The organism is Escherichia sp. WS338, from assembly GCF_046486405.1.
GTDB lineage: Bacteria > Pseudomonadota > Gammaproteobacteria > Enterobacterales > Enterobacteriaceae > Escherichia > Escherichia coli.
Genome location: NZ_JBJQLL010000005.1, coordinates 54,022 through 81,001, shown reverse-complemented (window position 1 = coordinate 81,001; position 26,980 = coordinate 54,022). Strand labels below are relative to the sequence as shown.

At 50.7% G+C, this 26,980-nt stretch carries 26 protein-coding genes; 11 read left to right on the top strand and 15 right to left on the bottom strand.

The features are described 5' to 3' along the window. Positions 1–41 precede the first annotated feature (41 nt). The 4 genes from mliC (at position 42) to pdxY (ending at position 3,411) form a co-directional block, all read left to right on the top strand. Positions 42–371: a C-type lysozyme inhibitor gene (gene mliC, locus ACJHWT_RS05895; RefSeq protein ID WP_000061966.1), complete on the top strand. Its 330-nt coding sequence runs from the start codon at positions 42–44 to the stop codon at positions 369–371. Between the two features lie 58 nt (positions 372–429). Next, positions 430–1,086 carry a pyridoxamine 5'-phosphate oxidase gene (gene pdxH, locus ACJHWT_RS05890; RefSeq protein WP_001282325.1) on the top strand — a complete coding sequence of 219 codons (657 nt, stop codon included), beginning with the start codon at positions 430–432 and terminating at the stop codon, positions 1,084–1,086. A 128-nt stretch (positions 1,087–1,214) separates the two neighbouring features. Then, a complete protein-coding gene (gene tyrS / locus ACJHWT_RS05885) occupies positions 1,215–2,489 on the top strand; it encodes a tyrosine--tRNA ligase (protein ID WP_001295400.1) in 1,275 nt (424 codons plus the stop codon). A 58-nt stretch (positions 2,490–2,547) separates the two neighbouring features. After that, positions 2,548–3,411 (top strand): pyridoxal kinase, encoded by an 864-nt coding sequence (pdxY, locus tag ACJHWT_RS05880; RefSeq protein ID WP_001307229.1) that lies wholly within the window; start codon positions 2,548–2,550, stop codon positions 3,409–3,411. 43 nt (positions 3,412–3,454) lie between these two features. Here the strand turns inward: pdxY and gstA are convergent, their stop codons facing one another. The 12 genes from gstA to blr all read right to left on the bottom strand — a co-directional run bounded on the left by gstA (position 3,455) and on the right by blr (position 13,982). Further along, positions 3,455–4,060, bottom strand: coding sequence for a glutathione transferase GstA (gene gstA, locus ACJHWT_RS05875; protein ID WP_000765756.1), 606 nt, complete (start codon positions 4,058–4,060; stop codon positions 3,455–3,457). A gap of 105 nt (positions 4,061–4,165) precedes the next feature. After that, complete coding sequence (gene dtpA / locus ACJHWT_RS05870; protein ID WP_000100932.1) at positions 4,166–5,668, bottom strand: dipeptide/tripeptide permease DtpA; 1,503 nt, start codon at positions 5,666–5,668, stop codon at positions 4,166–4,168. A 610-nt stretch (positions 5,669–6,278) separates the two neighbouring features. Then, positions 6,279–6,914 carry an endonuclease III gene (gene nth / locus ACJHWT_RS05865; protein WP_001030352.1) on the bottom strand — a complete coding sequence of 212 codons (636 nt, stop codon included), beginning with the start codon at positions 6,912–6,914 and terminating at the stop codon, positions 6,279–6,281. Continuing rightward, the gene (gene rsxE / locus ACJHWT_RS05860; RefSeq protein ID WP_001289657.1) at positions 6,914–7,609 is read right to left on the bottom strand and encodes an electron transport complex subunit RsxE; all 696 of its coding nucleotides are present in this window, start codon (positions 7,607–7,609) and stop codon (positions 6,914–6,916) included. Before rsxE ends, nth begins: the two co-directional genes overlap by 1 nt. Positions 7,610–7,612: 3 nt before the next feature. Continuing rightward, complete coding sequence (gene rsxG / locus ACJHWT_RS05855) at positions 7,613–8,233, bottom strand: electron transport complex subunit RsxG (protein WP_000920800.1); 621 nt, start codon at positions 8,231–8,233, stop codon at positions 7,613–7,615. A 3-nt stretch (positions 8,234–8,236) separates the two neighbouring features. Beyond that, complete coding sequence (gene rsxD / locus ACJHWT_RS05850) at positions 8,237–9,295, bottom strand: electron transport complex subunit RsxD (RefSeq protein ID WP_000231947.1); 1,059 nt, start codon at positions 9,293–9,295, stop codon at positions 8,237–8,239. Next, on the bottom strand, positions 9,296–11,614 hold the full coding sequence (gene rsxC, locus ACJHWT_RS05845; RefSeq protein WP_032252134.1) for an electron transport complex subunit RsxC: 2,319 nt from the start codon (positions 11,612–11,614) through the stop codon (positions 9,296–9,298). Beyond that, complete coding sequence (gene rsxB, locus ACJHWT_RS05840; protein WP_000991809.1) at positions 11,607–12,185, bottom strand: electron transport complex subunit RsxB; 579 nt, start codon at positions 12,183–12,185, stop codon at positions 11,607–11,609. The genes rsxC and rsxB overlap by 8 nt, the downstream gene beginning before the upstream one ends. Beyond that, positions 12,185–12,766: an electron transport complex subunit RsxA gene (gene rsxA / locus ACJHWT_RS05835; protein ID WP_000133193.1), complete on the bottom strand. Its 582-nt coding sequence runs from the start codon at positions 12,764–12,766 to the stop codon at positions 12,185–12,187. Before rsxA ends, rsxB begins: the two co-directional genes overlap by 1 nt. 76 nt (positions 12,767–12,842) lie before the next feature. Continuing rightward, positions 12,843–13,283 (bottom strand): DUF2569 domain-containing protein, encoded by a 441-nt coding sequence (locus ACJHWT_RS05830; protein WP_001306099.1) that lies wholly within the window; start codon positions 13,281–13,283, stop codon positions 12,843–12,845. Between the two features lie 85 nt (positions 13,284–13,368). Next, positions 13,369–13,584 carry a transcription modulator YdgT gene (gene ydgT / locus ACJHWT_RS05825; RefSeq protein WP_000217950.1) on the bottom strand — a complete coding sequence of 72 codons (216 nt, stop codon included), beginning with the start codon at positions 13,582–13,584 and terminating at the stop codon, positions 13,369–13,371. A gap of 272 nt (positions 13,585–13,856) precedes the next feature. Then, positions 13,857–13,982, bottom strand: a complete 126-nt coding sequence (blr, locus tag ACJHWT_RS05820; protein WP_001296096.1) for a division septum protein Blr — start codon at positions 13,980–13,982, stop codon at positions 13,857–13,859. A gap of 242 nt (positions 13,983–14,224) precedes the next feature. Here blr and ACJHWT_RS05815 point away from each other — a divergent pair, with 242 nt between their 5' ends. Further along, positions 14,225–15,265 carry an oxidoreductase gene (locus ACJHWT_RS05815; protein WP_410232317.1) on the top strand — a complete coding sequence of 347 codons (1,041 nt, stop codon included), beginning with the start codon at positions 14,225–14,227 and terminating at the stop codon, positions 15,263–15,265. A 35-nt stretch (positions 15,266–15,300) separates the two neighbouring features. On the opposite strand, the gene add is transcribed toward ACJHWT_RS05815, so the two are convergent. From add to malX, 3 genes are all read right to left on the bottom strand, one after another. Further along, complete coding sequence (add, locus tag ACJHWT_RS05810; protein WP_000567513.1) at positions 15,301–16,302, bottom strand: adenosine deaminase; 1,002 nt, start codon at positions 16,300–16,302, stop codon at positions 15,301–15,303. 103 nt (positions 16,303–16,405) lie between these two features. Then, positions 16,406–17,578, bottom strand: a complete 1,173-nt coding sequence (malY, locus tag ACJHWT_RS05805; RefSeq protein WP_000459395.1) for a bifunctional maltose regulon transcriptional repressor/cystathionine beta-lyase MalY — start codon at positions 17,576–17,578, stop codon at positions 16,406–16,408. 9 nt (positions 17,579–17,587) lie between these two features. Beyond that, positions 17,588–19,180, bottom strand: a complete 1,593-nt coding sequence (gene malX, locus ACJHWT_RS05800) for a PTS maltose transporter subunit IICB (protein ID WP_000125609.1) — start codon at positions 19,178–19,180, stop codon at positions 17,588–17,590. A gap of 174 nt (positions 19,181–19,354) precedes the next feature. On the opposite strand from malX, the gene malI reads away from it, so the two are divergent. The 6 genes from malI to uidC all read left to right on the top strand — a co-directional run bounded on the left by malI (position 19,355) and on the right by uidC (position 26,954). Further along, the gene (malI, locus tag ACJHWT_RS05795) at positions 19,355–20,383 is read left to right on the top strand and encodes a mal regulon transcriptional regulator MalI (protein ID WP_000179508.1); all 1,029 of its coding nucleotides are present in this window, start codon (positions 19,355–19,357) and stop codon (positions 20,381–20,383) included. A gap of 111 nt (positions 20,384–20,494) precedes the next feature. Then, positions 20,495–21,262 carry a 7-alpha-hydroxysteroid dehydrogenase gene (hdhA, locus tag ACJHWT_RS05790; protein ID WP_000483371.1) on the top strand — a complete coding sequence of 256 codons (768 nt, stop codon included), beginning with the start codon at positions 20,495–20,497 and terminating at the stop codon, positions 21,260–21,262. A gap of 220 nt (positions 21,263–21,482) precedes the next feature. After that, positions 21,483–22,073 carry a DNA-binding transcriptional regulator UidR gene (gene uidR, locus ACJHWT_RS05785; RefSeq protein WP_000969092.1) on the top strand — a complete coding sequence of 197 codons (591 nt, stop codon included), beginning with the start codon at positions 21,483–21,485 and terminating at the stop codon, positions 22,071–22,073. 395 nt (positions 22,074–22,468) lie between these two features. Next, positions 22,469–24,280 carry a beta-glucuronidase gene (gene uidA, locus ACJHWT_RS05780; RefSeq protein ID WP_000945910.1) on the top strand — a complete coding sequence of 604 codons (1,812 nt, stop codon included), beginning with the start codon at positions 22,469–22,471 and terminating at the stop codon, positions 24,278–24,280. Further along, positions 24,277–25,650 (top strand): glucuronide transporter, encoded by a 1,374-nt coding sequence (uidB, locus tag ACJHWT_RS05775; protein ID WP_001075887.1) that lies wholly within the window; start codon positions 24,277–24,279, stop codon positions 25,648–25,650. The genes uidA and uidB overlap by 4 nt, the downstream gene beginning before the upstream one ends. A 38-nt stretch (positions 25,651–25,688) precedes the next feature. After that, positions 25,689–26,954 (top strand): glucuronide uptake porin UidC, encoded by a 1,266-nt coding sequence (uidC, locus tag ACJHWT_RS05770; protein ID WP_001227064.1) that lies wholly within the window; start codon positions 25,689–25,691, stop codon positions 26,952–26,954. The last annotated feature ends 26 nt before the right edge of the window (positions 26,955–26,980 follow it).

The window sequence follows — 26,980 nt, the reverse complement described above, 5'->3', positions numbered from 1 at the left end:
GGAGGGCGTATTGCCCTCCAGACCAGGAAAGTCTTCGGGATATGTCTATGAAAAAACTGTTACTGATCTGTTTGCCGGTCCTTCTCACCGGCTGTAGCGCGTTCAATCAACTGTTTGAGCGCATGCAAACCGATACGCTGGAATACCAGTGTGATGAAAAACCGTTGACGGTCAAACTGAATAATCCGCGCCAGGAAGTCAGTTTTGTTTACGATAATCAACTACTGCATCTCAAACAGGGCATTTCAGCCTCTGGCGCGCGTTACACTGACGGAATCTATGTTTTCTGGTCGAAAGGCGATGAAGCGACTGTCTATAAACGCGACCGCATCGTCTTGAATAACTGTCAGTTACAAAATCCACAGCGTTGAGATTTTTCCAGGGGCGGCGCACAATAGCGTCACCCACTGACAATCCGTAAAGAAAACCATGTCTGATAACGACGAATTGCAGCAAATCGCGCATCTGCGCCGTGAATACACCAAAGGCGGGTTACGCCGCCGCGATCTTCCTGCCGAGCCATTAACCCTTTTTGAACGCTGGCTCTCTCAGGCTTGTGACGCCAAACTGGCGGACCCTACCGCGATGGTGGTCGCTACCGTGGATGAACATGGTCAGCCTTATCAGCGCATCGTTTTACTCAAACATTACGACGAAAAAGGCATGGTGTTTTACACCAACCTCGGCAGCCGTAAAGCACATCAAATCGAAAATAATCCGCGCGTTAGCCTGCTGTTCCCGTGGCATACCCTTGAGCGCCAGGTGATGGTGATCGGTAAAGCGGAACGACTTTCGACTCTCGAAGTGATGAAATATTTTCATAGTCGCCCACGTGATAGCCAGATTGGTGCATGGGTTTCGAAGCAGTCCAGTCGCATTTCTGCCCGCGGTATCCTTGAAAGTAAATTCCTGGAGCTGAAGCAGAAGTTTCAACAGGGCGAAGTGCCATTGCCGAGCTTTTGGGGCGGTTTTCGCGTCAGCCTTGAACAGATTGAGTTCTGGCAGGGCGGTGAGCATCGCCTGCATGACCGCTTTTTGTACCAGCGTGAAAATGATGCGTGGAAGATTGATCGTCTTGCACCCTGAAAAGATGCAAAAATCTTGCTTTAATCGCTGGTACTCCTGATTCTGGCACTTTATTCTATGTCTCTTTCGCATCTGGCGAAAAGTCGTGTACCGGCAAAGGTGCAGTCGTTATATACATGGAGATTTTGATGGCAAGCAGTAACTTGATTAAACAATTGCAAGAGCGGGGGCTGGTAGCCCAGGTGACGGACGAGGAAGCGTTAGCAGAGCGACTGGCGCAAGGCCCGATCGCGCTCTATTGCGGCTTCGATCCTACCGCTGACAGCTTGCATTTGGGGCATCTTGTTCCATTGTTATGCCTGAAACGCTTCCAGCAGGCGGGCCACAAGCCGGTTGCGCTGGTAGGCGGCGCGACGGGTCTGATTGGCGACCCGAGCTTCAAAGCTGCTGAGCGTAAGCTGAACACCGAAGAAACTGTTCAGGAGTGGGTGGACAAAATCCGCAAGCAGGTTGCCCCGTTCCTCGATTTCGACTGTGGAGAAAACTCTGCTATCGCGGCGAACAACTATGACTGGTTCGGCAATATGAATGTGCTGACCTTCCTGCGCGATATTGGCAAACACTTCTCTGTTAACCAGATGATCAACAAAGAAGCGGTTAAGCAGCGTCTCAACCGTGAAGATCAGGGGATTTCGTTCACTGAGTTTTCCTACAACCTGTTGCAGGGTTATGACTTCGCCTGTCTGAACAAACAGTACGGTGTGGTGCTGCAAATTGGTGGTTCTGACCAGTGGGGTAACATCACTTCTGGTATCGACCTGACCCGTCGTCTGCATCAGAATCAGGTGTTTGGCCTGACCGTTCCGCTGATCACCAAAGCAGACGGCACCAAATTTGGTAAAACTGAAGGCGGCGCAGTCTGGTTGGATCCGAAGAAAACCAGCCCGTACAAATTCTACCAGTTCTGGATCAACACTGCGGATGCCGACGTTTACCGCTTCCTGAAGTTCTTCACCTTCATGAGCATTGAAGAGATCAACGCCCTGGAAGAAGAAGATAAAAACAGCGGTAAAGCACCGCGCGCCCAGTATGTGCTTGCAGAACAGGTGACACGTCTGGTGCATGGTGAAGAAGGTTTGCAGGCGGCAAAACGTATTACCGAATGCCTGTTCAGCGGTTCCTTGAGTGCGCTGAGTGAAGCGGACTTCGAACAGCTGGCGCAGGACGGCGTACCGATGGTTGAGATGGAGAAGGGCGCAGACCTGATGCAGGCGCTGGTCGATTCTGAACTGCAACCTTCCCGTGGTCAGGCGCGTAAAACTATCGCCTCCAATGCCATCACCATTAACGGTGAAAAACAGTCCGATCCTGAATACTTCTTTAAAGAAGAAGATCGTCTGTTTGGTCGTTTTACCTTATTGCGTCGCGGCAAAAAGAATTACTGTCTGATTTGCTGGAAATAATGCATTAAGTGGAAAGGGGGAGTGAGAAATCACTCCCCCTGGTTTTTATACAGGGAACATGATGAAAAATATTCTCGCTATCCAGTCTCACGTTGTTTATGGTCATGCGGGTAACAGTGCGGCAGAGTTTCCGATGCGCCGCCTGGGCGCGAACGTCTGGCCGCTGAACACCGTTCAATTTTCTAATCACACTCAATACGGCAAATGGACTGGCTGCGTGATGCCGCCCAGCCATTTAACCGAAATTGTGCAAGGCATTGCCGCCATTGATAAATTACACACCTGTGATGCCGTATTAAGTGGCTATCTGGGTTCGGCGGAGCAGGGTGAACATATTCTCGGTATCGTTCGTCAGGTGAAAGCAGCGAATCCGCAGGCGAAATATTTTTGCGATCCGGTAATGGGTCATCCGGAAAAAGGCTGTATCGTTGCACCGGGTGTCGCAGAGTTTCATGTGCGGCACGGTTTGCCTGCCAGCGATATCATTGCGCCGAATCTGGTTGAGCTGGAAATACTCTGTGAGCATGCGGTAAATAACGTCGAAGAAGCGGTTCTGGCAGCGCGTGAACTCATTGCGCAAGGGCCACAAATTGTGTTGGTTAAACACCTGGCGCGGGCTGGCTACAGCCGTGACCGTTTTGAAATGCTGCTGGTTACCGCCGATGAAGCCTGGCATATCAGCCGTCCGCTGGTGGATTTTGGTATGCGCCAGCCGGTAGGTGTTGGTGATGTGACGAGCGGTTTACTGCTGGTGAAACTGCTTCAGGGGGCAACGCTGCAGGAGGCTCTGGAACATGTGACCGCTGCAGTATACGAAATCATGGTGACCACCAAAGCAATGCAGGAATATGAGCTGCAAGTGGTTGCTGCTCAGGATCGTATTGCCAAACCAGAACATTATTTCAGCGCAACAAAGCTCTGAAATATCTCATTTCGGCCCACAACGACCTGTGGGCCGATGGCTATTACTTTAAGCCTTCCGCTGACAGCGCGTCTTGTACTTCCGGACGTTCAGCCATACGTTGCATAAATGCCGCAATGTGCTCTAACCCTTCCAGATTCAGTTTCACCGCGTATGCCCAGCGCAGAACCGTAAACAGATAGGCATCAGCAATTGTAAATCGTTGCCCGCAGATCCAGTGCTCATCCTTCAGTGCCTCGTTCACATATTGCAGCTTCTTCTCCAGCTGCGCGCGAACTGTCGATTTGTACTCTTCCGGTGTATCAGGGCGAAACAGAGGTGTGAAACCTTTATGCAGCTCGGTGGCGATGTAATTCAGCCATTCGATGGTTTTATAGCGGGAAATACTGTTTACCGGTGCCAGCAACTGGCGGTCGGGGACGCTGTCGGCAAGATACTGCATAATCGCTACGCCTTCCGTCAGCAAAGTACCATCGTCCAGCAGCAATGCAGGTACCTGTCCCTTAGGGTTAACGGCAAAGTAATCGTCACCGTTTTCGAGACGTTTTTTCATTAAATCCACACTGACGAGCGTAAAATCCTTTCCGCTCTCACGCAGGGTGATATGGGAAGCGAGAGAGCAGGCACCCGGTTTGTAGAACAATTTCATCGGTAACTCCTTTTGTCTGTGGTTTAAAGTATGGTAGTGCGTTGCTGAACAAAAAAAAAGCCGCTAACGAAAAGTTAGCGGCTTGTAAAAGAGTTTCCCTGAATTTTACGCTACAGCAGCTTTCGCCGCTTTGTCTGCAGCGTCATCCTGCGTCATGCGGTGCAGTTTCGGCGCGGTCAGCAGCATCAGTACTGCAATAACGGCAGTAGCGACACCAATCTGCAAGAATACGCGACCATAGACTTCCAGTGACATCAGCGGATCGGTAACGTTATCCGGCACAGCCATCATACCCGCAACATAACCACCAATCAGGTTTGCACCGGCAGTGGTCAGGAACCAGCTACCCATAATGAAGCCCATCAGACGCTGCGGAACGAGTTGTGCGACCATTGCCAGACCCAGACCAGAGATCATCAGTTCCCCGATACTCTGCAGGCCATAGCTCGCGACCAGCCAGCTTACAGACACGATACCAGCGTCAGACGCGAATTTCGCACCCAGCGGCAGAATCAGGAACGCACCAGAACACATCACCATGCCGATTGCAAACTTGGTTGGCATCGGCAGGGTATCGCCCATCTTGTTATAGATAGCGGCCAGAATCGGACTACCGATGATGATCCAGAACGGGTTCAGTGCCTGATACTGCTCAGGTTCTACGGCCAGACCCAGAATGGAGTGCTCAACGTTACGAATCGCAAAGAAGTTCAGTGACGTTGGCATCTGGCTGTACAGCACGAAGAAGATGATTGCTTCGAGCATCAGGATGAAGGCAACGATCATTTTACGACGCGCAGCACCTTTCATCGCGAAAGCTTCTTTACCGAAGATAACCACAATACCGAAGGCAACAACGCCCAGCGCCATACGCGCAACTTCCTGATTGTGCAGCAGCCAGGTGGCGATAGCGATCAGTGCCACAACACCAATAATGGTCAGCAGCAGGTTACGGTAGTTGATAGGCTCGAAGTCTGGTTTTGAACCGTACTGTTTAACCCAGCGTTGGCAGAAGGCGAAGTTAACGATAGTGATCAGCAGGCCTACAACGCTCAACGCAAACGCAACACTCCAGCCGTATTTCGCGGCCAGCCACGGCGTAGCAATCATAGAGAAGAAAGAGCCGATGTTGACGGACATGTAGTACATGGTGAATGCACCGTCCAGACGCGGGTCGTTTTTCTCATAGCATGTAGAAAGCAGAGAAGACGGGTTAGCTTTAAACAGGCCGTTACCGACCGCAATAGCCGCCATACCCATATAAACGATACCGGCGTCGTGACCAGACCAGGCAACCAGAGCATAACCAATCGCCAGCACAATAGCGCCGAGCATAATTACGCGTTTAGTACCCAGTACCTTGTCACCTAACCAGCCGCCGATAGCGACCAGACCATAAACCAGGGCACTAAAGGAAGAGAAAAGGGTGATTGAATCCGCTTCAGACATACCCAGTTGTTTAACCAGGTAAACAGCCATAATTCCTTGTAGGCCGTAATAACCAAAACGTTCCCATAACTCAATCGAGAAGATGAGATAGAACGCCTTCGGTTGTTTGAAAGCGTTCAAACTGACGCTTTCAGTTGGTTTTTGGTTTGCAGTGGACACTTTTACCTCTTTTTTTACATCCCATATTAACGGGGGTGCTTTCTCGCGTTATGCCTAAAAAACATACGCGCAATTGTTATAGTGGGAGGGGAAACGGCAGGTAATGTTCACTATCTTGCACTTTCAGACAAGTCCTTTGTAATAATCTGTTACATATAACTGAGGCGGGGAATTCAACCATTCCGGGAAATGTTATCCAGCGTTAAATTTTTCAAAAAACGTAACGGCAGATTTTTTCACTACCCTGAGAGGGGGATGATGGCTTAACGGCGATATGTTCTGCTATTTAGCGTTTTTCCTAGTGAGATAGTCCAGTTTCTGAAAAATAGCCAGTGTAATGTTTTGTAGGTCAATATTTGTTGCGTGTGTAAATTTAAATGATTTTAACCTAGTTCTTGCAATGTTTTTACATTGCCACAGCATCGTGATTTTGATCACGAATGAATAGAAAATTTCGCTATTAAAAAAACAATTAACCTGCATTTTTGGTTATCCGCAAACGGATTACCTGATGATAACGCTAAGCAATGGCATCATTGACGTTAAAAAGATGTTTTAAAAGAGGATAAAGAAAGGTTATCAATGGGGTAATCGGTGTTACCCCTTATCATTAGATGTCAACTTTCTCTTTGTATTCACAAAGATCTTCAATAATACAAGAGCCACAGCGGGGCTTGCGGGCAATGCAGGTATAACGCCCGTGCAGGATCAACCAATGGTGGCAGTCGACTTTAAACTCTGCCGGAACCACTTTCAGTAGCTTTTCTTCTACCTGTTCGACGTTTTTCCCCGGCGCAAATTGAGTACGATTACAAACGCGGAAAATGTGCGTATCGACAGCAATAGTCGGCCAGCCGAATGCAGTGTTTAATACGACGTTGGCTGTTTTACGACCTACGCCAGGCAGGGCTTCAAGCGCAGCACGATCTTCCGGAACCTCGCCATTATGTTGTTCCAGTAAGATACGGCAGGTTTTGATGATATTTTCTGCTTTGCTGTTATAAAGCCCAATGGTTTTGATATAGGTTTTCACCCCTTCGACGCCCAGTTCAAGCATCGCTGGAGGTGTATTAGCCACCGGGTAGAGTTTCGCCGTCGCCTTATTAACACTGACATCGGTCGCCTGAGCGGAAAGCAGTACGGCAATCAGCAATTCAAAAGGTGAACTGAAATTAAGCTCAGTGGTGGGATGAGGATTGTTCTCACGCAGGCGAGTGAGGATCTCCAGACGTTTTGCTTTGTTCATCAGACATTCCCTGTTTCACCGTTTGGCAATGCACGTTCGGCAGCTGCTTCAGTACGGCGCTTTTTCATTCTTTCATCAATCAGGTATTTCCCTGCCAGCATCAGTCCCAGGCCAATAAATGCACCTGGTGGCAGCATCGCCAGCAGGAAAGGGGAGTCGGTGTGGAAAATCTCCACGCGTAATACTTTTGCCCAGCTACCTAACAGCGCATCTGCACCGTCAAACAACGTGCCATTGCCTATTATTTCGCGTAGTGAACCCAGCACGAACATGGCGCAGGTTGCGCCCATACCAATTGAAAAGCCGTCCAGTGCCGAAAGCGCCGGACCTTTTTTGGCGGCGAAGGCTTCAGCGCGGCCCACAACGATACAGTTAGTGACAATCAGCGGAATAAAAATCCCTAATGATTGATACAGGCCAAAGGCGTAGGCGTTGATCAGCATCTGTACAGCGCTGACCACCGAGGCGATGATCATCACGTAAATGGGAATGCGGATCTCGGCTGGCGTCCAGTGACGCAGCGTCGAAATGGTCAAGTTGGTCAGCGTCAGTACCAGCGTAGTCGCAAGTCCTAAACCCAGGGCGTTGGTGGCAGTGGACGTGACCGCCAGTAGCGGACAAAGGCCGAGCAACTGGACCAGCGCAGAGTTGTTTTTCCACAACCCCTGAACAATAACGTCTTTAATTTCGCTCACGCTTTATTCTCCACAGGCAGGAAGTTGAGAAAGTTGTGCCGGTAACGTCTGAGCGTACAATCCGGCGCGTTTTACCGCATTTACCACCGCGCGCGGAGTAATCGTCGCGCCGGTGAACTGGTCGAAATCACCACCATCTTTCTTCACCGCCCAGTGCACATCATCCGCACCACTGATTTTTTTACCCGCAAAATGGGTGATCCAGTCAGAAAGGCGCAGTTCGATTTTATCGCCAAGCCCTGGCGTTTCGTGGTGCTCTGTCACGCGCGTGCCTAGTACCGTGCCGTTAAAATCGGCTCCCACCAGCAGCTGAATCGCACCAGAATAGCCATCTGGCGCGGTTGTTTCCAGAACGGCGGCTACCGGTTTGTCATCCTGTTTGGCGATGTAAACCCGATGCTCACCTTTACCTAACTCTGGCGCAGTGACCAGATAGCAACTCTGTGCCAGCGCATTGTTATAGCGTTCGGCTGGCAGCACTTGATCAAATAACGCCTTTTGTTGCAGACTGGCCTGTTCAGCAATTGTCGTTTTGGTCATCTGGTTGATGGCCGCAGTTAACCCTGTAGAACCCGCTGCAAATAGTGCCAGTGTAATGCCGTGTTTTCGGATAGTTTTCAGCATGGTTTACCCTTTGCGATGGCCGTAGACGCGCGGACGCGTGTAGTAATCGATCAGAGGAACCGTGATGTTCGCCAGCAGGACGGCAAAAGCCACGCCGTCAGGATAGCCGCCGAAACTGCGGATCAACCAGACTAATAAGCCCGCCAGCGCGCCGAAAATAAGACGACCACGATTGGTCGTAGAAGCGGTAACCGGGTCAGTCAAAATAAAGAATGCGCCGAGCATGGTCGCTCCAGACAGCAGATGAATTTGCGGTGCTGCCAGTGTTTCTGGTGAGAACAACCAGCCCAACGTTGCGCATAACGCCAGCGTTACTAAGAAGCTGAGGGGAATATGCCAGCGAATCGCTTTCTGCCATAGCAACCACACGCCGCCAGCCAGCCAGGCGAGATTTACCCATTGCCAACCAGCGCCCGCCAGAATACCGCTGTAGATCGGATATTGCATAATCTGTTCAACCGAATGACCGGCACGAACAGAGGTTTTAAATGTATCCAGCGGTGTCGCCTGACTAATGCCATCAATACCTAAGCGTAGTGTGTTCATATCACCACCACTGGCGGTATGTCCGCTGAAAATAACCTGTATGGCGTCGATAAAACCAGGGATGTTGACCGCAATTCCATGTGGCGGTAACCAGCTGGTCATCTGCACCGGGAAGGAGATCAGTAAGACCACATAACCAATCATTGCCGGATTAAACGGGTTTTGCCCCAGACCGCCATACAACTGTTTAGCGATGATCACCGCAAACACCGTACCCAGCACGACCATCCACCATGGCGCGAGGGGGGGAATACTTACCGCCAGCAATAAGCCTGTCAGCAATGCTGAGTTATCTTTCAACGTTGCGGCTACCGACTGCTTGCGTAGTTTGAGTACGAGAGCTTCGGCTAACAGAGCACTGACCGACGCCAACAGGATCTGAACGAGAGTACCCCAACCAAAAAACCACAGTTGCGCTGCGATTCCTGGCACGGCTGCGAGCAACACCAACAGCATAATGCGCGATGTCTGGCGCTGGTTATGGGTATAAGGGGAGCTAGCTATTCTGAATACCATTTAGTCCTCGTTTACAACCTTTTGCTGGGCGGCTTTTTTGGCCTGAACGCGGGCAATAGCCGCGGCAACTGCCGCTTTGCGCGGATCAACCTGTTCTTCTGGTTCTGCGTTAGCCTGTTGCTGTTCCAGCTTGCGTGCTTTGGCGCGTGCAATAGCCGCTTCGACGGCGACTTTGCGCGGATCAACCTGTTCTTCTGGTACCGCATTAGCCTGTTGCTGTTCCAGCTTGCGTGCTTTGGCACGGGCAATAGCAGCTTCGACGGCAGCTTTGCGCGGATCGACCTGTTCTTCTGGTTCCGCATTAGCCTGTTGCTGTTCCAGCTTGCGTGCTTTGGCGCGGGCAATAGCGGCTTCGACGGCAGCTTTGCGCGGATCGACCTGTTCTTCTGGTTCCGCATTAGCCTGTTGCTGTTCCAGCTTGCGTGCTTTGGCACGGGCAATAGCGGCTTCGACGGCGGCTTTGCGCGGATCGACCTGTTGTTCTGGCTCGGCATTAGCCTGTTGCTGCTCCAGCTTGCGCGCTTTGGCTCGGGCAATAGCGGCTTCGACGGCGGCTTTGCGCGGGTCAACCTGTTCTTCTGGCTCCGCATTAGCCTGTTGCTGCTCCAGCTTGCGCGCTTTGGCGCGGGCGATAGCGGCTTCGACTGCGGTTTTACGTGGATCAGCAACGGTTGCTGCGTCGTTAGTTTGCTGCAGTTCTGCCTGTTTCGCTCTGGCTTGCGCTTTACGGGCTTCACGTGCTGCAATAATTGCACTGTTATCCGGGCGTTCGCCCGCTTTAATCACAATCGGCTGTGTAGCCTGGGCCTGTTTCTCTTTCACCCGCGCCAGAGCGGCAGCAATCGCATCTTTATCTTTGGCTGCAGGTTGAACGGCTGCGCTCTTATGTCGTTCAAGGCGAGCCGCTTTTTCGCGTTCCAGACGAGCCTGGCGCGCTTCGAAACGCGCTTTGGCTTCTGCGGCGCGCTTTTCTTCCTGACGAATAGCCGCAATTTCAGCTTTTTCCTGACGGAAATATTGCACCAGGGGAATATTGCTCGGGCAAACCCACGCGCAAGCCCCACATTCAATGCAGTCGGCAATGTTATGCGTGGTGGCTTTATCGTGTTGCTGACCTTTGCTGAACCAGTACAACTGTTGCGGCAAAAGATCCGCAGGGCAGGCGTCAGCACAGGCACTACAACGGATGCAATTTTGTTCTTCCTGTGGTTCGCCAAGCTCATTGGCAGAGGGAGCCAACAGACAGTTGGTAATCTTTACGACCGGGACATCCAGCCATGGCAAGGTAAAGCCCATTAGCGGGCCGCCCATAATCACCATTTGATCGGCAGAGGGGCAGAATCCGGCATCATTCAATAAATGACGCACTGGCGTACCCAGCCGTGCCCAGACGTTGCCCGGGCGTGCGATTGCTTCGCCAGTCAGGGTTACGACACGCTCGGTAATCGGCTCGCCATCAATAACGGCACGTTTCACTGCATAAGCAGTGCCGACGTTTTGCATTAATACGCCGATATCGGATGAACGCCCGCCATGTGGAACCTGCTTCCCGGTCAGAATGTAGGTTAATTGTTTAGCGCCGCCAGAAGGATATTTGGTTGGAATCACCCGCAGAGAAATATCGTGAGAGTCCGCCAGCACCGCGCGCAGCATGGAAATCGCCTGCGGTTTGTTATCTTCAATGCCGATAAGAATTTCGCGTGGCTGCAGAATATGCGCAAGAATGCGAATACCCTCTACGACCTGAGCCGCGCAATCCTGCATCAAACGGTCATCGGCGGTAATGTACGGCTCGCACTCAGCAGCGTTGATAATCAACGTTTCAATCTTATCTCCGCCACCCTGCAATTTAACGCCTGTCGGGAATCCCGCACCGCCCAGCCCGGCAACACCAAACTGATGAATGCGCTCGATTAACTCTTCGCGACTGCGAGAGCGATAATCGGCCCAGCCGTCTCGCGGGATCCAGCAGTCTTCACCATCGGCATCAATAATCACGCTTAATTCAGCTAACGCTGAAGGATGAGCCGTAGAGTGGGGCGCAATAGCCGTAACGGTACCCGAGGTGGGCGCGTGAACAGGCAGCATTTTGCCGCGACCACGGGTAAGCGGCTGGCCGCGCAATACTTTATCGCCGACGCTAACGCACAACTCACCTTCAGCACCAATATGCTGTTTCAGTGGAATGACAAAACGCTGCGCCAGGGGTATCTGGCGCAGGGGTGTACCGTTGGACTGGGTTTTCATCTCCGGTGGATGGATGCCGCCGTTGAAATCCCAGATTTTATTTTTTCTGAATGCAGAGAATAACTTAAGCATGGTGTTCCACGGGAATGATACGCACGGGAATGGTGTTCAGATCCCATTTCCAGGAGTCAGGTGTTTCTGCAACCGGTTGCAACGAGATGCAGTGCGTCGGGCACGGATCAACGCATAAATTGCAGCCCGTACAGAGATCACTCATTACCGTATGCATGGCGCGGGTAGCGCCAACGATGGCGTCTACCGGACACGCCTGAATACATTTAGTGCAGCCAATACAGTTATTTTCATCAATAACCGCCACCATCCGCGCAGGTGTTAGCTCTTGCGCTTCGCCATCCAGCGGCTGTGGCTCGACATTAAGCAACTCGGCAATTTTTAGCATCACAGCTTCGCCCCCTGGGGCGCAGCGGTTAATTTTTTCACCGTTACAGCTGATAGCTTCCGCGTAGGGGCGACAGCCGGGATAACCGCACTGACCACACTGGCTCTGCGGTAAGATTTCGTCAATTTTCTCAACGACCGGATCGTCTTCCACCGCAAAACGGCGGGAGGCATAACCCAGAATGGCGCCAAACGCCAGGCCCAGCAGGCTCACGGCGGCAACGGCAATCCAGATAGCATTCATTACAACTTCACCAAACCACTAAAGCCCATAAAGGCCAGAGACATAAGACCTGCGGTAATTAACGCAATGGCATTACCGCGAAAAGGTGCCGGGACATCAGCCACAGCAAGGCGTTCGCGGATGGCGGCGAAGAGCACCATCACCAGCGAGAAACCGACAGCGGCGGAAAAACCGTACAGCGCCGACTGCAAGAAATTGTGCCCGAGATTGATATTCAGCAACGCCACGCCGAGCACTGCACAGTTGGTGGTGATAAGCGGCAAAAAAATCCCCAGCAGACGGTAAAGCACCGGGCTGGTTTTGCGCACCACCATCTCGGTGAACTGCACAACCACAGCAATCACCAGAATAAACGCCAGGGTGCGCAGGTAAATCAGATTAAGCGGGATCAAAATCCACGTATCGATAAGCCAGGCGCAAATAGACGCCAGCGTCATCACAAACGTTGTTGCCAGCCCCATGCCCATCGCGGTTTCCAGCTTTTTGGAAACTCCCATAAACGGACAGAGACCGAGAAACTTGACCAGTACAAAGTTATTGACCAGTACAGTTCCGACAAACAGTAACAGGTAGTCAGTCATTTTTCGGCCTGAAATAAAAAAGCCGCCTATTATCCGTTAATCCAGAGCAGGCGACAACAGGTTAACTGTAAGGTTATTACGGATTCACAAACGTCGCTTTCACCCGCGACGAGCGTTTAAAATAGGGGACGATCAATGCGGTTGCCAACAAAGTAAACAGTAACTGGCGAACGGCTATGCCATCTTCCACGGGTGAAAAAGCGAACGCTTTTACTGCCAGTAAGACGGAAATAAGCAGCCAGATAATATAGTGTTTAGGAACACAACGCCGACGTTTAAAGAAAGCGATGGTCAACCACAGTGTGTAATACCACATGGCGATAGCGGTAATAAAAGAAACGCCCCATAAGATTTGTGTCGTCAGTGCTTGTTCGCCGAGCGTTTGAAATGTTTGCGGAGAAGATAACGCAGCGGTATACAGCAACAACGCCAGCGTCGTACTTAACAGAGCGACTAAAAGCCAGGCCAATGGGCCAAGCAACCAGCCTCCAATACGTTGTGGCGTTGTGGTGGTCATAGGTTCTCCAGAATAGCGACGCAAACAGGCAAATCTAATTTTAGGGGCGTTATTATAAGGCTTTTATAACCGATCGCTACTTTCTTTATTGGACATAGTGCCAGACGGACTTCGGTACCTGGCCGAGGTCAAACAAACGCCCGCCAGAAACCAGCTCTGCGCGACGGTGATCGGCAGCACGATACATATTGATCAGTTCCTGATCGTCCGTCAGGGTGTAATTAAGATGGTCGTAGAGTTTTTCCAAACTTTCGAGTGAACTGATTTTGCGAAATTTTAATAAGTAGTCCTGAACAGTCATAAAAGGTCCATAAAATAATTAATACCAAAGGGGTAGGTATTATTAGTGATGATAAAATTTCACCAAAAGTGAACGCGTGTGTTATTACAATAATAAGAATGCGCTGATGGCAAATATTCAGGGATGAAAAACTGCTCTGAAAAGAGTAACGCGCTTTACTATCTCTGACAATCACCAACAACATCGAACAAGATAATAAATTCCTGGTTTAATATCCGACAAGTGAAAAGATGCACCCGGACGGGCAGCATGTCGCTCTACAAGCGCAGAGCTTACTTGTGTTGTACCGTAGTACTCTGTTCAGGTGGCTGATAGTTGTCAATGTGACTCGCCACGCCAAGAAGAATGACTGAAACGACAAGAACGATCCAACCTGTTAATTCAATAAGACGATTCATTACAGCCCACATCTCTGTTGATTGATCCATTAACTTCAGGGGGTAAATGTTACTTAGCAATAATAGCTCCAGCAAGATTTTTACTGAGGTTTTTGCGATATTTAGCTTTTGTCGTTGGAAAATTCGCTATTTTTTTGACTTAAGTTAAACAACATCCCTTATTGCTGGCAGGTTATTAAACTGTTGAGCGAGGGTAAAGGATAGTGTCAAATAGCCATCATACTTCAATGAGAGGCAATGACATGAGCGACAACATCCGTGTTGGGGTGATTGGGTATGGTTATGCGAGCAAAACCTTCCATGCGCCCCTGATTGCGGGCACGCCCGGGCTGGAACTGGCGGTAATCTCCAGCAGCGATGAAACAAAAGTAAAAGCCGACTGGCCAACGGTTACGGTTGTCTCTGAGCCGAAGCATCTGTTTAACGATCCCAACATAGACCTGATTGTCATCCCTACACCCAACGATACCCATTTCCCGTTAGCCAAAGCGGCGCTTGAGGCGGGTAAACATGTGGTCGTTGATAAACCCTTTACCGTGACACTGTCACAAGCGCGAGAGCTGGAAGCGCTGGCAAAAAGCCTGGGGCGTGTGCTGTCTGTATTCCATAACCGTCGCTGGGATAGCGATTTCCTGACGCTAAAAGGTTTGCTCGCGGAAGGCGTACTGGGTGAAGTTGCTTACTTTGAGTCTCATTTTGACCGCTTCCGTCCGCAGGTGCGCGATCGTTGGCGTGAACAGGGCGGCCCTGGCAGCGGTATCTGGTACGATTTAGCACCGCACCTTCTTGATCAGGCCATTACGCTATTTGGTTTACCGGTTAGCATGACGGTAGATTTGGCACAGTTACGGCCCGGAGCGCAGTCGACCGATTATTTCCACGCCATCTTGTCCTATCCGCAGCGGCGAGTCATTTTACACGGCACCATGCTGGCAGCCGCTGAGTCAGCACGTTATATCGTGCATGGATCCCGAGGCAGTTATGTGAAATATGGCCTCGATCCACAGGAAGAACGTCTGAAAAATGGCGAGCGTCTGCCGCAGGAAGACTGGGGCTACGATATGCGTGATGGCGTACTTACCCGCGTGGAAGGTGAGGAACGTGTCGAAGAAACGCTGTTGACAGTACCAGGGAATTATCCGGCTTACTATGCGGCTATTCGTGATGCGTTAAATGGCGATGGTGAAAATCCGGTTCCGGCAAGTCAGGCAATCCAGGTAATGGAGTTGATTGAGCTGGGCATCGAATCCGCCAAACATCGCGCGACGCTGTGCCTTGCGTGAAAAGAGGATGGTGCAATTAGCACCATCCATTTTTGTTACTTCGCAGCGACTTTTTCTCGCAGTGCGCGTTTTTCCTCTGCGCTGAGGAAAGCCATTTCCAGACCATTAATCTGCGCCTGGCGGATTTGCTCGCGGGATAACCCAGCAGCCGGCGCGGCAACGGTATATTCGTGAATGATATCCACTCCCTGTACGCCGGGATCGTCAGTGTTAATGCTGGCACGAATGCCATGCTCAAGGAACGTTTTCAGCGGATGTGCCGCCAGCTCTGCCACGGTGCTGGTCTGAATATTGGAGGTCAGACAGGATTCAATACCAATTTGTTGCTCGGCGAGAAAATCCATCAGCGCCCGATCTTCAATGGCTTTTACGCCATGTCCAATACGCTCCGCACCCAGTTCACGAATCGCCTGCCAGATGCTTTCCGGCCCGGCAGCTTCGCCTGCATGGACGGTAATATGCCAGCCCGCATCACGCGCGCGGTTGAAGTGAGAAAGGAACAGACTTCCCGGGAAACCAAGTTCATCACCGGCTAAATCAAGTGCGGTAATCTGGTCACGGTGGGCTAAAAAGGCCTCCAGCTCTTGCTGACAGGCGGCTTCGCCGAAGGTCCGGCTCATAATGCCGATAAGCTTCGCCTGCACACCAAAGGTGCGGCAACCCTCACGTACGCCATCGATCACCGCTTCGACAACACCCGCTACAGGCAGCTGATGTGCCATTGCCATGTAGCCCGGTGAAAAACGCAGCTCGACATAGTGCAGGCCGTTACGGGCTGCATCTTCAATGTTTTCAAATGCCACGCGGCGACAGGCATCAAGAGAGGCGAGAACTTTAACGCCCCAGTCAAGTTTGGTCAGAAAGCTCACAAGATCGGGTTCGTTGGCAATGACCTGAACGTGGGGAATCAGTGTTTCCAGGGATTGTGCAGGAAGCGAGATATTATACTGGCGGCCAAGTTCAAGAATGGTCTGGGGACGAATGTTGCCATCAAGGTGGCGATGGATATCAGTTAATGGCAGGGTGGTATCAATCATGGTCGCACTCTTTTTCTGGATATAAAAGTGCGCACCATTATAAAAACAAAGCAGGGTAAAAATCCACGATTGCGCAACGATTTTTTACGTTGCGCAATTGGGGTTAACGAACAGCGCGGATGGCGTTAATTAATCCAGCAACACCTTTTTCCAGTTTCGAACGCGGGCACCCGGCATTGAGACGGACAAAACCACGACCTTCTTCACCGTAGGTATACCCCGGCATGATCGCGACCTTCTCTTGCTCGATAAGCGCTTTTTGCAACGCGTTGTCGTCAATATTCAACGGACGTAGATCAATCCAGGCCAGATAAGTGGATTGCGGGATCTGCCAGTTGAGTTCAGGGAGCGCGGAGTTCATTTTATCTGCGATATACGTCAGGTTATCTTTCAGATAGACGCGTAAGGCATCCAGCCACGGCGCGCCTTGCTGATAGGCGGCGATATGGGCAGTTAACGCCAGTACTGAAGGGGAAGAAAGGCCATCACGTCCTTTCAGTGCCGATAAATAGGAATCACGGCTGCTGCTATTTTCTATAATCCCGTAAGCACCGGTCAGGGCGGGAATATTGAAACTTTTCGATCCCGACGTTAGCAATGCCCAGTCTCCGCGCGCCACATTACTCCAGGGAATATGCGGCTGCTTGCCCCAAACCATATCCATATGGATTTCATCGGAAATAACCCGCACACCATGACGCTCGCACAGGTCAGCCATGATCTCCAGCTCATCGCACGTCCACACTTTCCCGGTAGGATTCTGTGGGCTACACAGGAGCATAATTTTACATTCTGGTTTCGCCAACACGGCTTCCAGCTTGCCCATATCGCAAAACCAGCCGTCAGCCTGCTTCTCTAAAGCAACGGGCATTACTGTGCGCTGGTTACCTTCAATGGCCTTGTAAAATGCGTCATAGGCGGGTGTGTGGATCACCACGCCTTCACCTGTTTCAGACCACTGACGAATCAGTTCTGAAACCATATAGATAACAGAAGGGCCATACACCACCGACTGCGTATCAATGGCGGTGTAATGCTGGGTGGAAAACCAGTGGGCAATAGCCGCGAGAAACTCATCGTTTTTCCAGCGGCTGTAGCCAAACACGCCGTGCATCAGGCGCTGATTCAGCGCCTCGATAATGCAGGGGGCAGTGGCAAAATCCATGTCTGAAATCGTGAACGGTAACAGGTCAGCAGTGCCGAAACGGTCAGCGACATAATCCCACTGCGTACACCATGTGCCATGACGATCCACGACCTTTGAAAAATCGAACATATCTTATCCTTATGCCTGAACAGTATGCATCAGACCGGCCATTTCATCTTTTACTGACTGAACTTGTGGCCCGATAACAACCTGCAGGTTATGTTGATTAAGTTGTACTACGCCAATTGCCCGATTGTCCTTCAGTGCCTGCACATTAACAAGCGACATATCTTTCACAGACAAACGCAGACGGGTAATGCAGTTATCGAGGCTGACAATATTGTCGGCACCGCCTAAGGCTTCGAGGATTGCCGGAACGTTGTAACCTGATTTACCCGGCGCACCGGCAACGGCTTTTTCGATTGAGCTGGCAACTTCGCTATCGCGCCCCGGGGTTTTCAGATTGAAGCGGGTGATAGCGAAACGGAAGATGACGTAGTAAACCACAAACCAGATTGCCGCCACCACTGGCACCATGTACCACTTGGTTGACAGACCATGCAAAATACCGAACACCACGAAGTCGATGATATTGCCGTCGGTATTACCGATGGTGACGCCGAGCACAGACATGACGGTGAAGCCGAGGCCGGTTAACAGCGCGTGGATGACATACAGAACTGGCGCTACGAAAAGGAACAGGAATTCCAGCGGTTCGGTCGTGCCGCCAACGACACAGGCGATCAGGCCAGAAATAAGCAGACCTTTAATTTTATGGCGATTTTCCGGGCGCGCGCAGTGATACATAGCTAACGCTGCACCTGGCAGGCCGCCGAGAAACGCAGGCATTTTACCTTGCGAAAGGAAACGCGTGGCGCTTTCAGAAAAACCGTGAGTGGTCGGGCAACTCAATTGCGCCTGGAAGATGGTCAGTGCGCCGCTGACGGTTTGACCGCAGACTTCCTGCGTGCCGCCTGCGTCGGTAAAGCGAATTAATGCCACCAGAATGTGATGCAGACCAAACGGCAACAGCAGACGTTCACCGGTACCAAACAGCATCGGTCCGAAATCACCCGCGCTGTTGATCATATGGCCTAAGCCGCTAATACCCATGGCGAAAATCGGCCAGACTAATGGAATCACCAGACCGACAAGGCCCATCACCAGCGAGGAGATGATTGGTACGAAGCGCGTACCGCCGAAGAATGCCAGCGCATCCGGCAGGCGGATATTATGGAATCGCTCATGCAGCATCCAGACGATAATACCGGCGATCACCGCACCGAGGATCCCGGTATCGATCGACTGGATCCCAAGAATGCTCTGTATGTTATTGGCTTTCAGAACGGCGGCGTCTGTGGTTGGCAGAATGCCTTTATTGGTTAACCAGAAGTTTACCGCGAGGTTCATTACCGCATAACCGACGAAGCCAGCGAACGCCGCTACGCCTTTGTTTTCGCGTGCCAGGCCCAGCGGGATGGCGATACAGAACATGACTGGCAGGAAACTAAAAGCAAACGAGCCAATCTTACTCATCCAGGTAAAGATAGCCTGCAACACGGGGTTGCCCAGGACCGGGATTAGGGTGATGACATCGTGGCTACTAAGGGAACTACCAATGCCGAGCATAATGCCGCAGAACGACAATAATGCCACGGGTAACATGAAGGTTTTGCCTAACTGCTGGAAGAACTCCCACAGCGTGACTTTCGGTGCTGTTTTCGCCGTCATAAAACGACTCCTCGTAGAGAACAATCTGGATTCAGTAAATTGCGCGAGAAGATAAAACGTTTTATCAAATTTTAGTGAGGCATAAATCACATTACGCAACGATAATAGCGGGTATAAGATAAATAAAAGGTAAAACGTTTTATCTGTCACATAATCAGGGAGTAGGTCATCTGCATGGCTACCGCCAAAAAAATAACCATTCATGATGTTGCGCTGGCTGCGGGCGTGTCGGTAAGTACCGTTTCGCTGGTGCTAAGTGGCAAAGGGCGAATCTCTACCGCCACAGGAGAACGCGTTAACGCCGCCATTGAAGAGCTGGGATTTGTGCGCAATCGTCAGGCGTCGGCGCTGCGCGGCGGGCAAAGCGGCGTCATTGGTTTGATCGTCCGTGATTTATCTGCGCCGTTTTACGCCGAATTAACGGCCGGATTGACGGAAGCTCTGGAAGCGCAGGGACGGATGGTTTTTTTGCTTCACGGCGGTAAAGACGGCGAGCAGCTGGCACAGCGGTTTTCACTGTTACTGAATCAGGGGGTCGATGGTGTGGTCATTGCCGGGGCTGCAGGAAGCAGCGATGACCTGCGACGGATGGCAGAAGAAAAAGCTATCCCGGTGATTTTCGCTTCCCGTGCCAGTTATCTTGATGATGTTGATACGGTTCGCCCGGATAACATGCAGGCTGCACAGTTGTTGACGGAGCATCTCATTCGCAATGGGCATCAGCGTATCGCCTGGCTGGGAGGGCAAAGTTCCTCATTAACCCGGGCAGAACGGGTGGGGGGCTATTGTGCAACTCTACTAAAATTTGGCCTGCCGTTTCACAGCGATTGGGTGTTGGAGTGCTCTTCCAGCCAGAAGCAAGCCGCGGAAGCTATCACGGCGCTTTTACGTCATAACCCGACCATCAGTGCTGTGGTTTGCTATAACGAAACTATTGCGATGGGGGCATGGTTTGGTTTGCTGAAAGCAGGGCGGCAAAGCGGGGAAAGCGGAGTCGATCGTTACTTTGAACAACAGGTTTCGTTGGCGGCATTTACCGATGCAACGCCAACCACACTTGATGATATACCTGTTACCTGGGCCAGCACGCCTGCGCGGGAACTTGGTACCACACTTGCGGATCGCATGATGCAAAAAATCACCCATGAAGAGACGCATTCACGCAATCTTATTATTCCCGCCCGGCTCATTGCGGCGAAATAATCCTCTCTTTATCTGCTATACCTGGTAGTGTCCTTTCCTCAAGGTTAATGATAAAAAATGTGGCACACAGGCGGTGCCTTTTATTTTTACTGAAGTTCACAGGAGGTTTATGTGTTTAATTCTGACAACCTGAGACTCGACGGAAAATGTGCCATCATCACAGGTGCCGGTGCAGGTATTGGTAAAGAAATTGCCATTACATTCGCGACAGCTGGCGCATCTGTGGTGGTCAGTGATATTAACGCCGACGCAGCTAACCATGTTGTAGATGAAATTCAACAACTGGGTGGTCAGGCATTTGCCTGGCGTTGTGATATTACTTCCGAACAGGAACTCTCTGCACTGGCAGACTTTGCCGTCAGTAAGCTGGGTAAAGTTGATATCCTGGTTAACAACGCCGGTGGCGGTGGTCCTAAACCGTTTGATATGCCAATGGCAGATTTTCGCCGTGCTTATGAACTGAATGTGTTTTCTTTTTTCCATCTGTCACAACTTGTTGCGCCAGAAATGGAAAAAAATGGCGGTGGCGTTATTCTGACCATCACTTCTATGGCGGCAGAAAATAAAAATATAAACATGACTTCTTATGCATCATCTAAAGCTGCGGCCAGTCATCTGGTCAGAAATATGGCGTTTGACCTGGGGGAAAAAAATATTCGGGTAAATGGCATTGCGCCGGGGGCAATATTAACCGATGCCCTGAAATCCGTTATTACACCAGAAATTGAACAAAAAATGTTACAGCACACGCCGATCAGACGTCTGGGCCAACCGCAAGATATTGCTAACGCGGCGCTGTTCCTTTGCTCGCCAGCTGCGAGCTGGGTAAGCGGACAAATTCTCACCGTCTCCGGTGGTGGGGTACAGGAGCTCAATTAATACACTAACGGACCGGTAAACAACCGTGCGTGTTGTTTACCGGGATAAACTCATCAACGTTTCTGCTAAACAACTGGCAGCCAAATCACTGCTATTGGTTAACCAATATCTGGATGAAAAGTATACGAATAGAGTGTGCCTTCGCACTATTCAACAGCAATGATAGGCGCTCACCTGACAACGCGGTAAACTAGTTATTCACGCTAACTATAATGGTTTTATGATGGATAACATGCAGACTGAAGCACAACCGACACGGACCCGGATCCTCAATGCTGCCAGAGAGATTTTTTCAGAAAATGGATTTCACAGTGCCTCGATGAAAGCCATCTGTAAATCTTGCGCCATTAGTCCAGGGACGCTCTATCACCATTTCATCTCCAAAGAAGCCTTGATTCAGGCGATTATCTTACAGGACCAGGAGAGGGCGCTGGCCCGTTTCCGGGAACCGATTGAAGGGATTCATTTCGTTGACTATATGGTCGAGTCTATTGTATCTCTCACCCATGAAGCCTTTGGACAACGGGCGCTGGTGGTCGAAATTATGGCGGAAGGGATGCGTAACCCACAGGTCGCCGCCATGCTTAAAAATAAGCATATGACGATCACGGAATTTGTTGCCCAGCGGATGCGTGATGCCCAGCAAAAAGGCGAGATAAGCCCAGACATCAACACGGCAATGACTTCACGTTTACTGCTGGATCTGACCTACGGTGTACTGGCCGATATCGAAGCGGAAGATCTGGCACGTGAAGCGTCGTTTGCTCAGGGATTACGCGCGATGATTGGCGGTATCTTAACCGCATCCTGATCCTCTCTCTCTCTTTCCGCGGGCTGATGACAACTGAGCCCGCGTTTCATATCGTAATTTCTCTGTGCAAAAATCATCCTCCCCGGGAGCGGAGAATTCCCCCCCCCAAAATATTCACCGTAGTCATATGTCATGAGAGTTTATCGTTCCCAATACGTTCGAACGAACGTTCGATTGCTTATTTTATGGCTTATGTCAACGCTGTTTTAAAGATTAATGCGATCTATATCACGCTGTGGGTATTGCAGTTTTTGGTTTTTTGATCCCGGTGTCAGTTCTTTTTATTTCCATTTCTCTTCCATGGGGTTCTCACAGATAACTGTGTGCAACGCAGAATTGGTTAACTAATCAGATTAAAGGTTGACCAGTATTTTTATCTTAATGAGGAGTCCCTTATGTTACGTCCTGTAGAAACCCCAACCCGTGAAATCAAAAAACTCGACGGCCTGTGGGCATTCAGTCTGGATCGCGAAAACTGTGGAATTGATCAGCGTTGGTGGGAAAGCGCGTTACAAGAAAGCCGGGCAATTGCTGTGCCGGGCAGTTTTAACGATCAGTTCGCCGATGCAGATATTCGTAATTATGTGGGCAACGTCTGGTATCAGCGCGAAGTCTTTATACCGAAAGGTTGGGCAGGCCAGCGTATCGTGCTGCGTTTCGATGCGGTCACTCATTACGGCAAAGTGTGGGTAAATAATCAGGAAGTGATGGAGCATCAGGGCGGCTATACGCCATTTGAAGCCGATGTCACGCCGTATGTTATTGCCGGGAAAAGTGTACGTATCACCGTTTGTGTGAACAATGAACTGAACTGGCAGACTATCCCGCCGGGAATGGTGATTACCGATGAAAACGGCAAGAAAAAGCAGTCTTACTTCCATGATTTCTTTAACTATGCCGGGATCCATCGCAGCGTAATGCTCTACACCACGCCGAACACCTGGGTGGACGATATCACCGTGGTGACGCATGTCGCGCAAGACTGTAACCACGCGTCTGTTGACTGGCAGGTGGTAGCAAATGGTGATGTCAGCGTTGAACTGCGTGATGCGGATCAGCAGGTGGTTGCAACTGGACAAGGTACCAGCGGGACTTTGCAAGTGGTGAATCCGCACCTCTGGCAACCGGGTGAAGGTTATCTCTATGAACTGTGCGTCACAGCCAAAAGCCAGACAGAGTGTGATATCTACCTGCTGCGCGTCGGCATCCGGTCAGTGGCAGTGAAGGGCGAACAGTTCCTGATCAACCACAAACCGTTCTACTTTACTGGCTTTGGTCGTCATGAAGATGCGGATTTGCGCGGCAAAGGATTCGATAACGTGCTGATGGTGCACGATCACGCACTAATGGACTGGATTGGGGCCAACTCCTACCGTACCTCGCATTACCCTTACGCTGAAGAGATGCTCGACTGGGCAGATGAACATGGCATCGTGGTGATTGATGAAACTGCAGCTGTCGGCTTTAACCTCTCTTTAGGCATTGGTTTCGAAGCGGGCAACAAGCCGAAAGAACTGTACAGCGAAGAGGCAGTCAACGGGGAAACCCAGCAGGCGCACTTACAGGCGATTAAAGAGCTGATTGCGCGTGACAAAAACCACCCAAGCGTGGTGATGTGGAGTATTGCCAACGAACCGGATACCCGTCCGCAAGGTGCACGGGAATATTTCGCGCCACTGGCGGAAGCAACGCGTAAACTCGATCCGACGCGTCCGATCACCTGCGTCAATGTAATGTTCTGCGACGCTCACACCGATACCATCAGCGATCTCTTTGATGTGCTGTGCCTGAACCGTTATTACGGTTGGTATGTCCAAAGCGGCGATTTGGAAACGGCAGAGAAGGTACTGGAAAAAGAACTTCTGGCCTGGCAGGAGAAACTGCATCAGCCGATTATCATCACCGAATACGGCGTGGATACGTTAGCCGGCCTGCACTCAATGTACACCGACATGTGGAGTGAAGAGTATCAGTGCGCCTGGCTGGATATGTATCACCGCGTCTTTGATCGCGTCAGCGCTGTCGTCGGTGAGCAGGTATGGAATTTCGCCGATTTTGCGACCTCGCAAGGCATATTGCGCGTTGGCGGTAACAAGAAAGGGATCTTCACCCGCGACCGCAAACCGAAGTCGGCGGCTTTTCTGCTGCAAAAACGCTGGACCGGCATGAACTTCGGTGAAAAACCGCAGCAGGGAGGCAAACAATGAATCAACAACTCTCCTGGCGCACCATCGTCGGCTACAGCCTCGGTGACGTCGCCAATAACTTCGCCTTCGCAATGGGGGCGCTCTTCCTGTTGAGTTACTACACCGACGTCGCTGGCGTCGGTGCCGCTGCGGCGGGCACCATGCTGTTACTGGTGCGGGTATTCGATGCCTTCGCCGATGTCTTTGCCGGACGAGTGGTGGACAGTGTGAATACCCGATGGGGAAAATTCCGCCCGTTTTTACTCTTCGGTACTGCGCCGTTAATGATCTTCAGCGTGCTGGTATTCTGGGTGCCGACCGACTGGAGCCATAGCAGCAAAGTTGTGTATGCATATTTGACCTACATGGGACTCGGGCTTTGCTACAGCCTGGTGAATATTCCTTATGGTTCACTTGCTACCGCGATGACCCAACAACCACAATCCCGCGCCCGTCTGGGCGCGGCTCGCGGGATTGCCGCTTCATTGACCTTTGTCTGCCTGGCATTTCTGATAGGACCGAGCATTAAGAACTCCAGCCCGGAAGAGATGGTGTCGGTATATCATTTCTGGACAATTGTGCTGGCGATTGCCGGAATGGTGCTTTACTTCATCTGCTTCAAATCGACGCGTGAGAATGTGGTACGTATCGTGGCGCAGCCGTCATTGAAGATCAGTCTGCAAACCCTGAAACGGAATCGCCCGCTGTTTATGTTGTGCATCGGTGCGCTGTGTGTGCTGATTTCGACCTTCGCGGTCAGCGCCTCGTCGTTGTTCTACGTGCGCTATGTGTTAAATGATACCGGGCTGTTCACTGTGCTGGTACTGGTGCAAAACCTGGTCGGTACTGTGGCATCGGCACCGCTGGTGCCGGGGATGGTCGCGAGGATCGGTAAAAAGAATACCTTCCTGATTGGCGCTTTGCTGGGAACCTGCGGTTATCTGCTGTTCTTCTGGGTTTCCGTCTGGTCACTGCCGGTGGCGTTGGTTGCGTTGGCCATCGCATCAATTGGCCAGGGCGTTACCATGACCGTGATGTGGGCACTGGAAGCTGATACCGTAGAATACGGTGAATACCTGACCGGCGTGCGAATTGAAGGGCTCACCTATTCACTATTCTCATTTACCCGTAAATGCGGTCAGGCAATCGGAGGTTCAATTCCTGCCTTTATTTTGGGATTAAGCGGATATATCGCCAATCAGGCGCAAACGCCGGAAGTTATTATGGGCATCCGCACATCAATTGCCTTAGTACCTTGCGGATTTATGCTACTGGCATTCGTCATTATCTGGTTTTATCCGCTCACGGATAAAAAATTCAAAGAAATCGTTGTTGAAATTGATAATCGTAAAAAAGTTCAGCAGCAATTAATCAACGATATCACTAGTTAATATTCAATAAAAATAATCAGAACATCAAAGGTGCAACTATGAGAAAAATAGTGGCCATGGCCGTTATTTGCCTGACGGCTGCCTCTGGCCTTACCTCTGCTTACGCGGCGCAACCGGCTGACGATGAAGCGGGACTACGCATCAGACTGAAAAACGAATTACGCAGGGCTGATAAGCCCAGTGCTGGCACGGGAAGAGATATTTACGCATGGGTACAGGGAGGATTGCTCGATTTCAATAGTGGTTATTATTCCAATATTATTGGCGTTGAAGGCGGGGCGTATTATGTTTATAAATTAGGTGCTCGTGCTGATATGAGTACCCGGTGGTATCTTGATGGTGATAAAAGTTTTGGCTTTGCCCTGGGGGCAGTAAAAATAAAACCCAGTGAAAATAGCCTGCTAAAATTAGGTCGCTTCGGGACGGATTATAGTTATGGTAGCTTACCTTATCGTATTCCGTTAATGGCTGGCAGTTCGCAACGTACATTACCGACTGTTTCTGAAGGAGCATTAGGTTATTGGGCTTTAACGCCAAATATTGATCTGTGGGGAATGTGGCGTTCACGAGTATTTTTATGGACCGATTCAACAACCGGTATTCGTGATGAAGGGGTTTATAACAGCCAGACGGGAAAATACGATAAACATCGCGCACGTTCTTTTTTAGCCGCCAGTTGGCATGATGATACCAGTCGCTATTCTCTGGGGGCATCGGTACAGAAAGATGTTTCCAATCAGATACAAAGTATTCTCGAGAAAAGCATACCGCTCGACCCGAATTATACGTTGAAAGGGGAGTTGCTCGGCTTTTACGCGCAGCTCGAAGGTTTAAGTCGTAATACCAGCCAGCCCAATGAAACGGCGTTGGTTAGTGGACAATTGACCTGGAATGCGCCGTGGGGAAGCGTATTTGGCAGTGGTGGTTATTTGCGCCATGCAATGAATGGTGCCGTGGTGGATACTGACATTGGCTATCCCTTTTCATTAAGTCTTGATCGTAACCGTGAAGGAATGCAGTCCTGGCAATTGGGCGTCAACTATCGTTTAACTCCGCAATTTACGCTGACATTTGCACCGATTGTGACCCGCGGCTATGAATCCAGTAAACGAGATGTGCGGATTGAAGGCGCGGGTATCTTAGGTGGTATGAACTATCGGGTCAGCGAAGGGCCGTTACAAGGGATGAATTTCTTTCTTGCTGCCGATAAAGGGCAGGAAAAGCGCGATGGCAGTGCGCTGGGCGATCGCCTGAATTACTGGGATGTGAAAATGAGTATTCAGTATGACTTTATGCTGAAGTAAGAAATTACGCCGGAGAGAAAAACCTC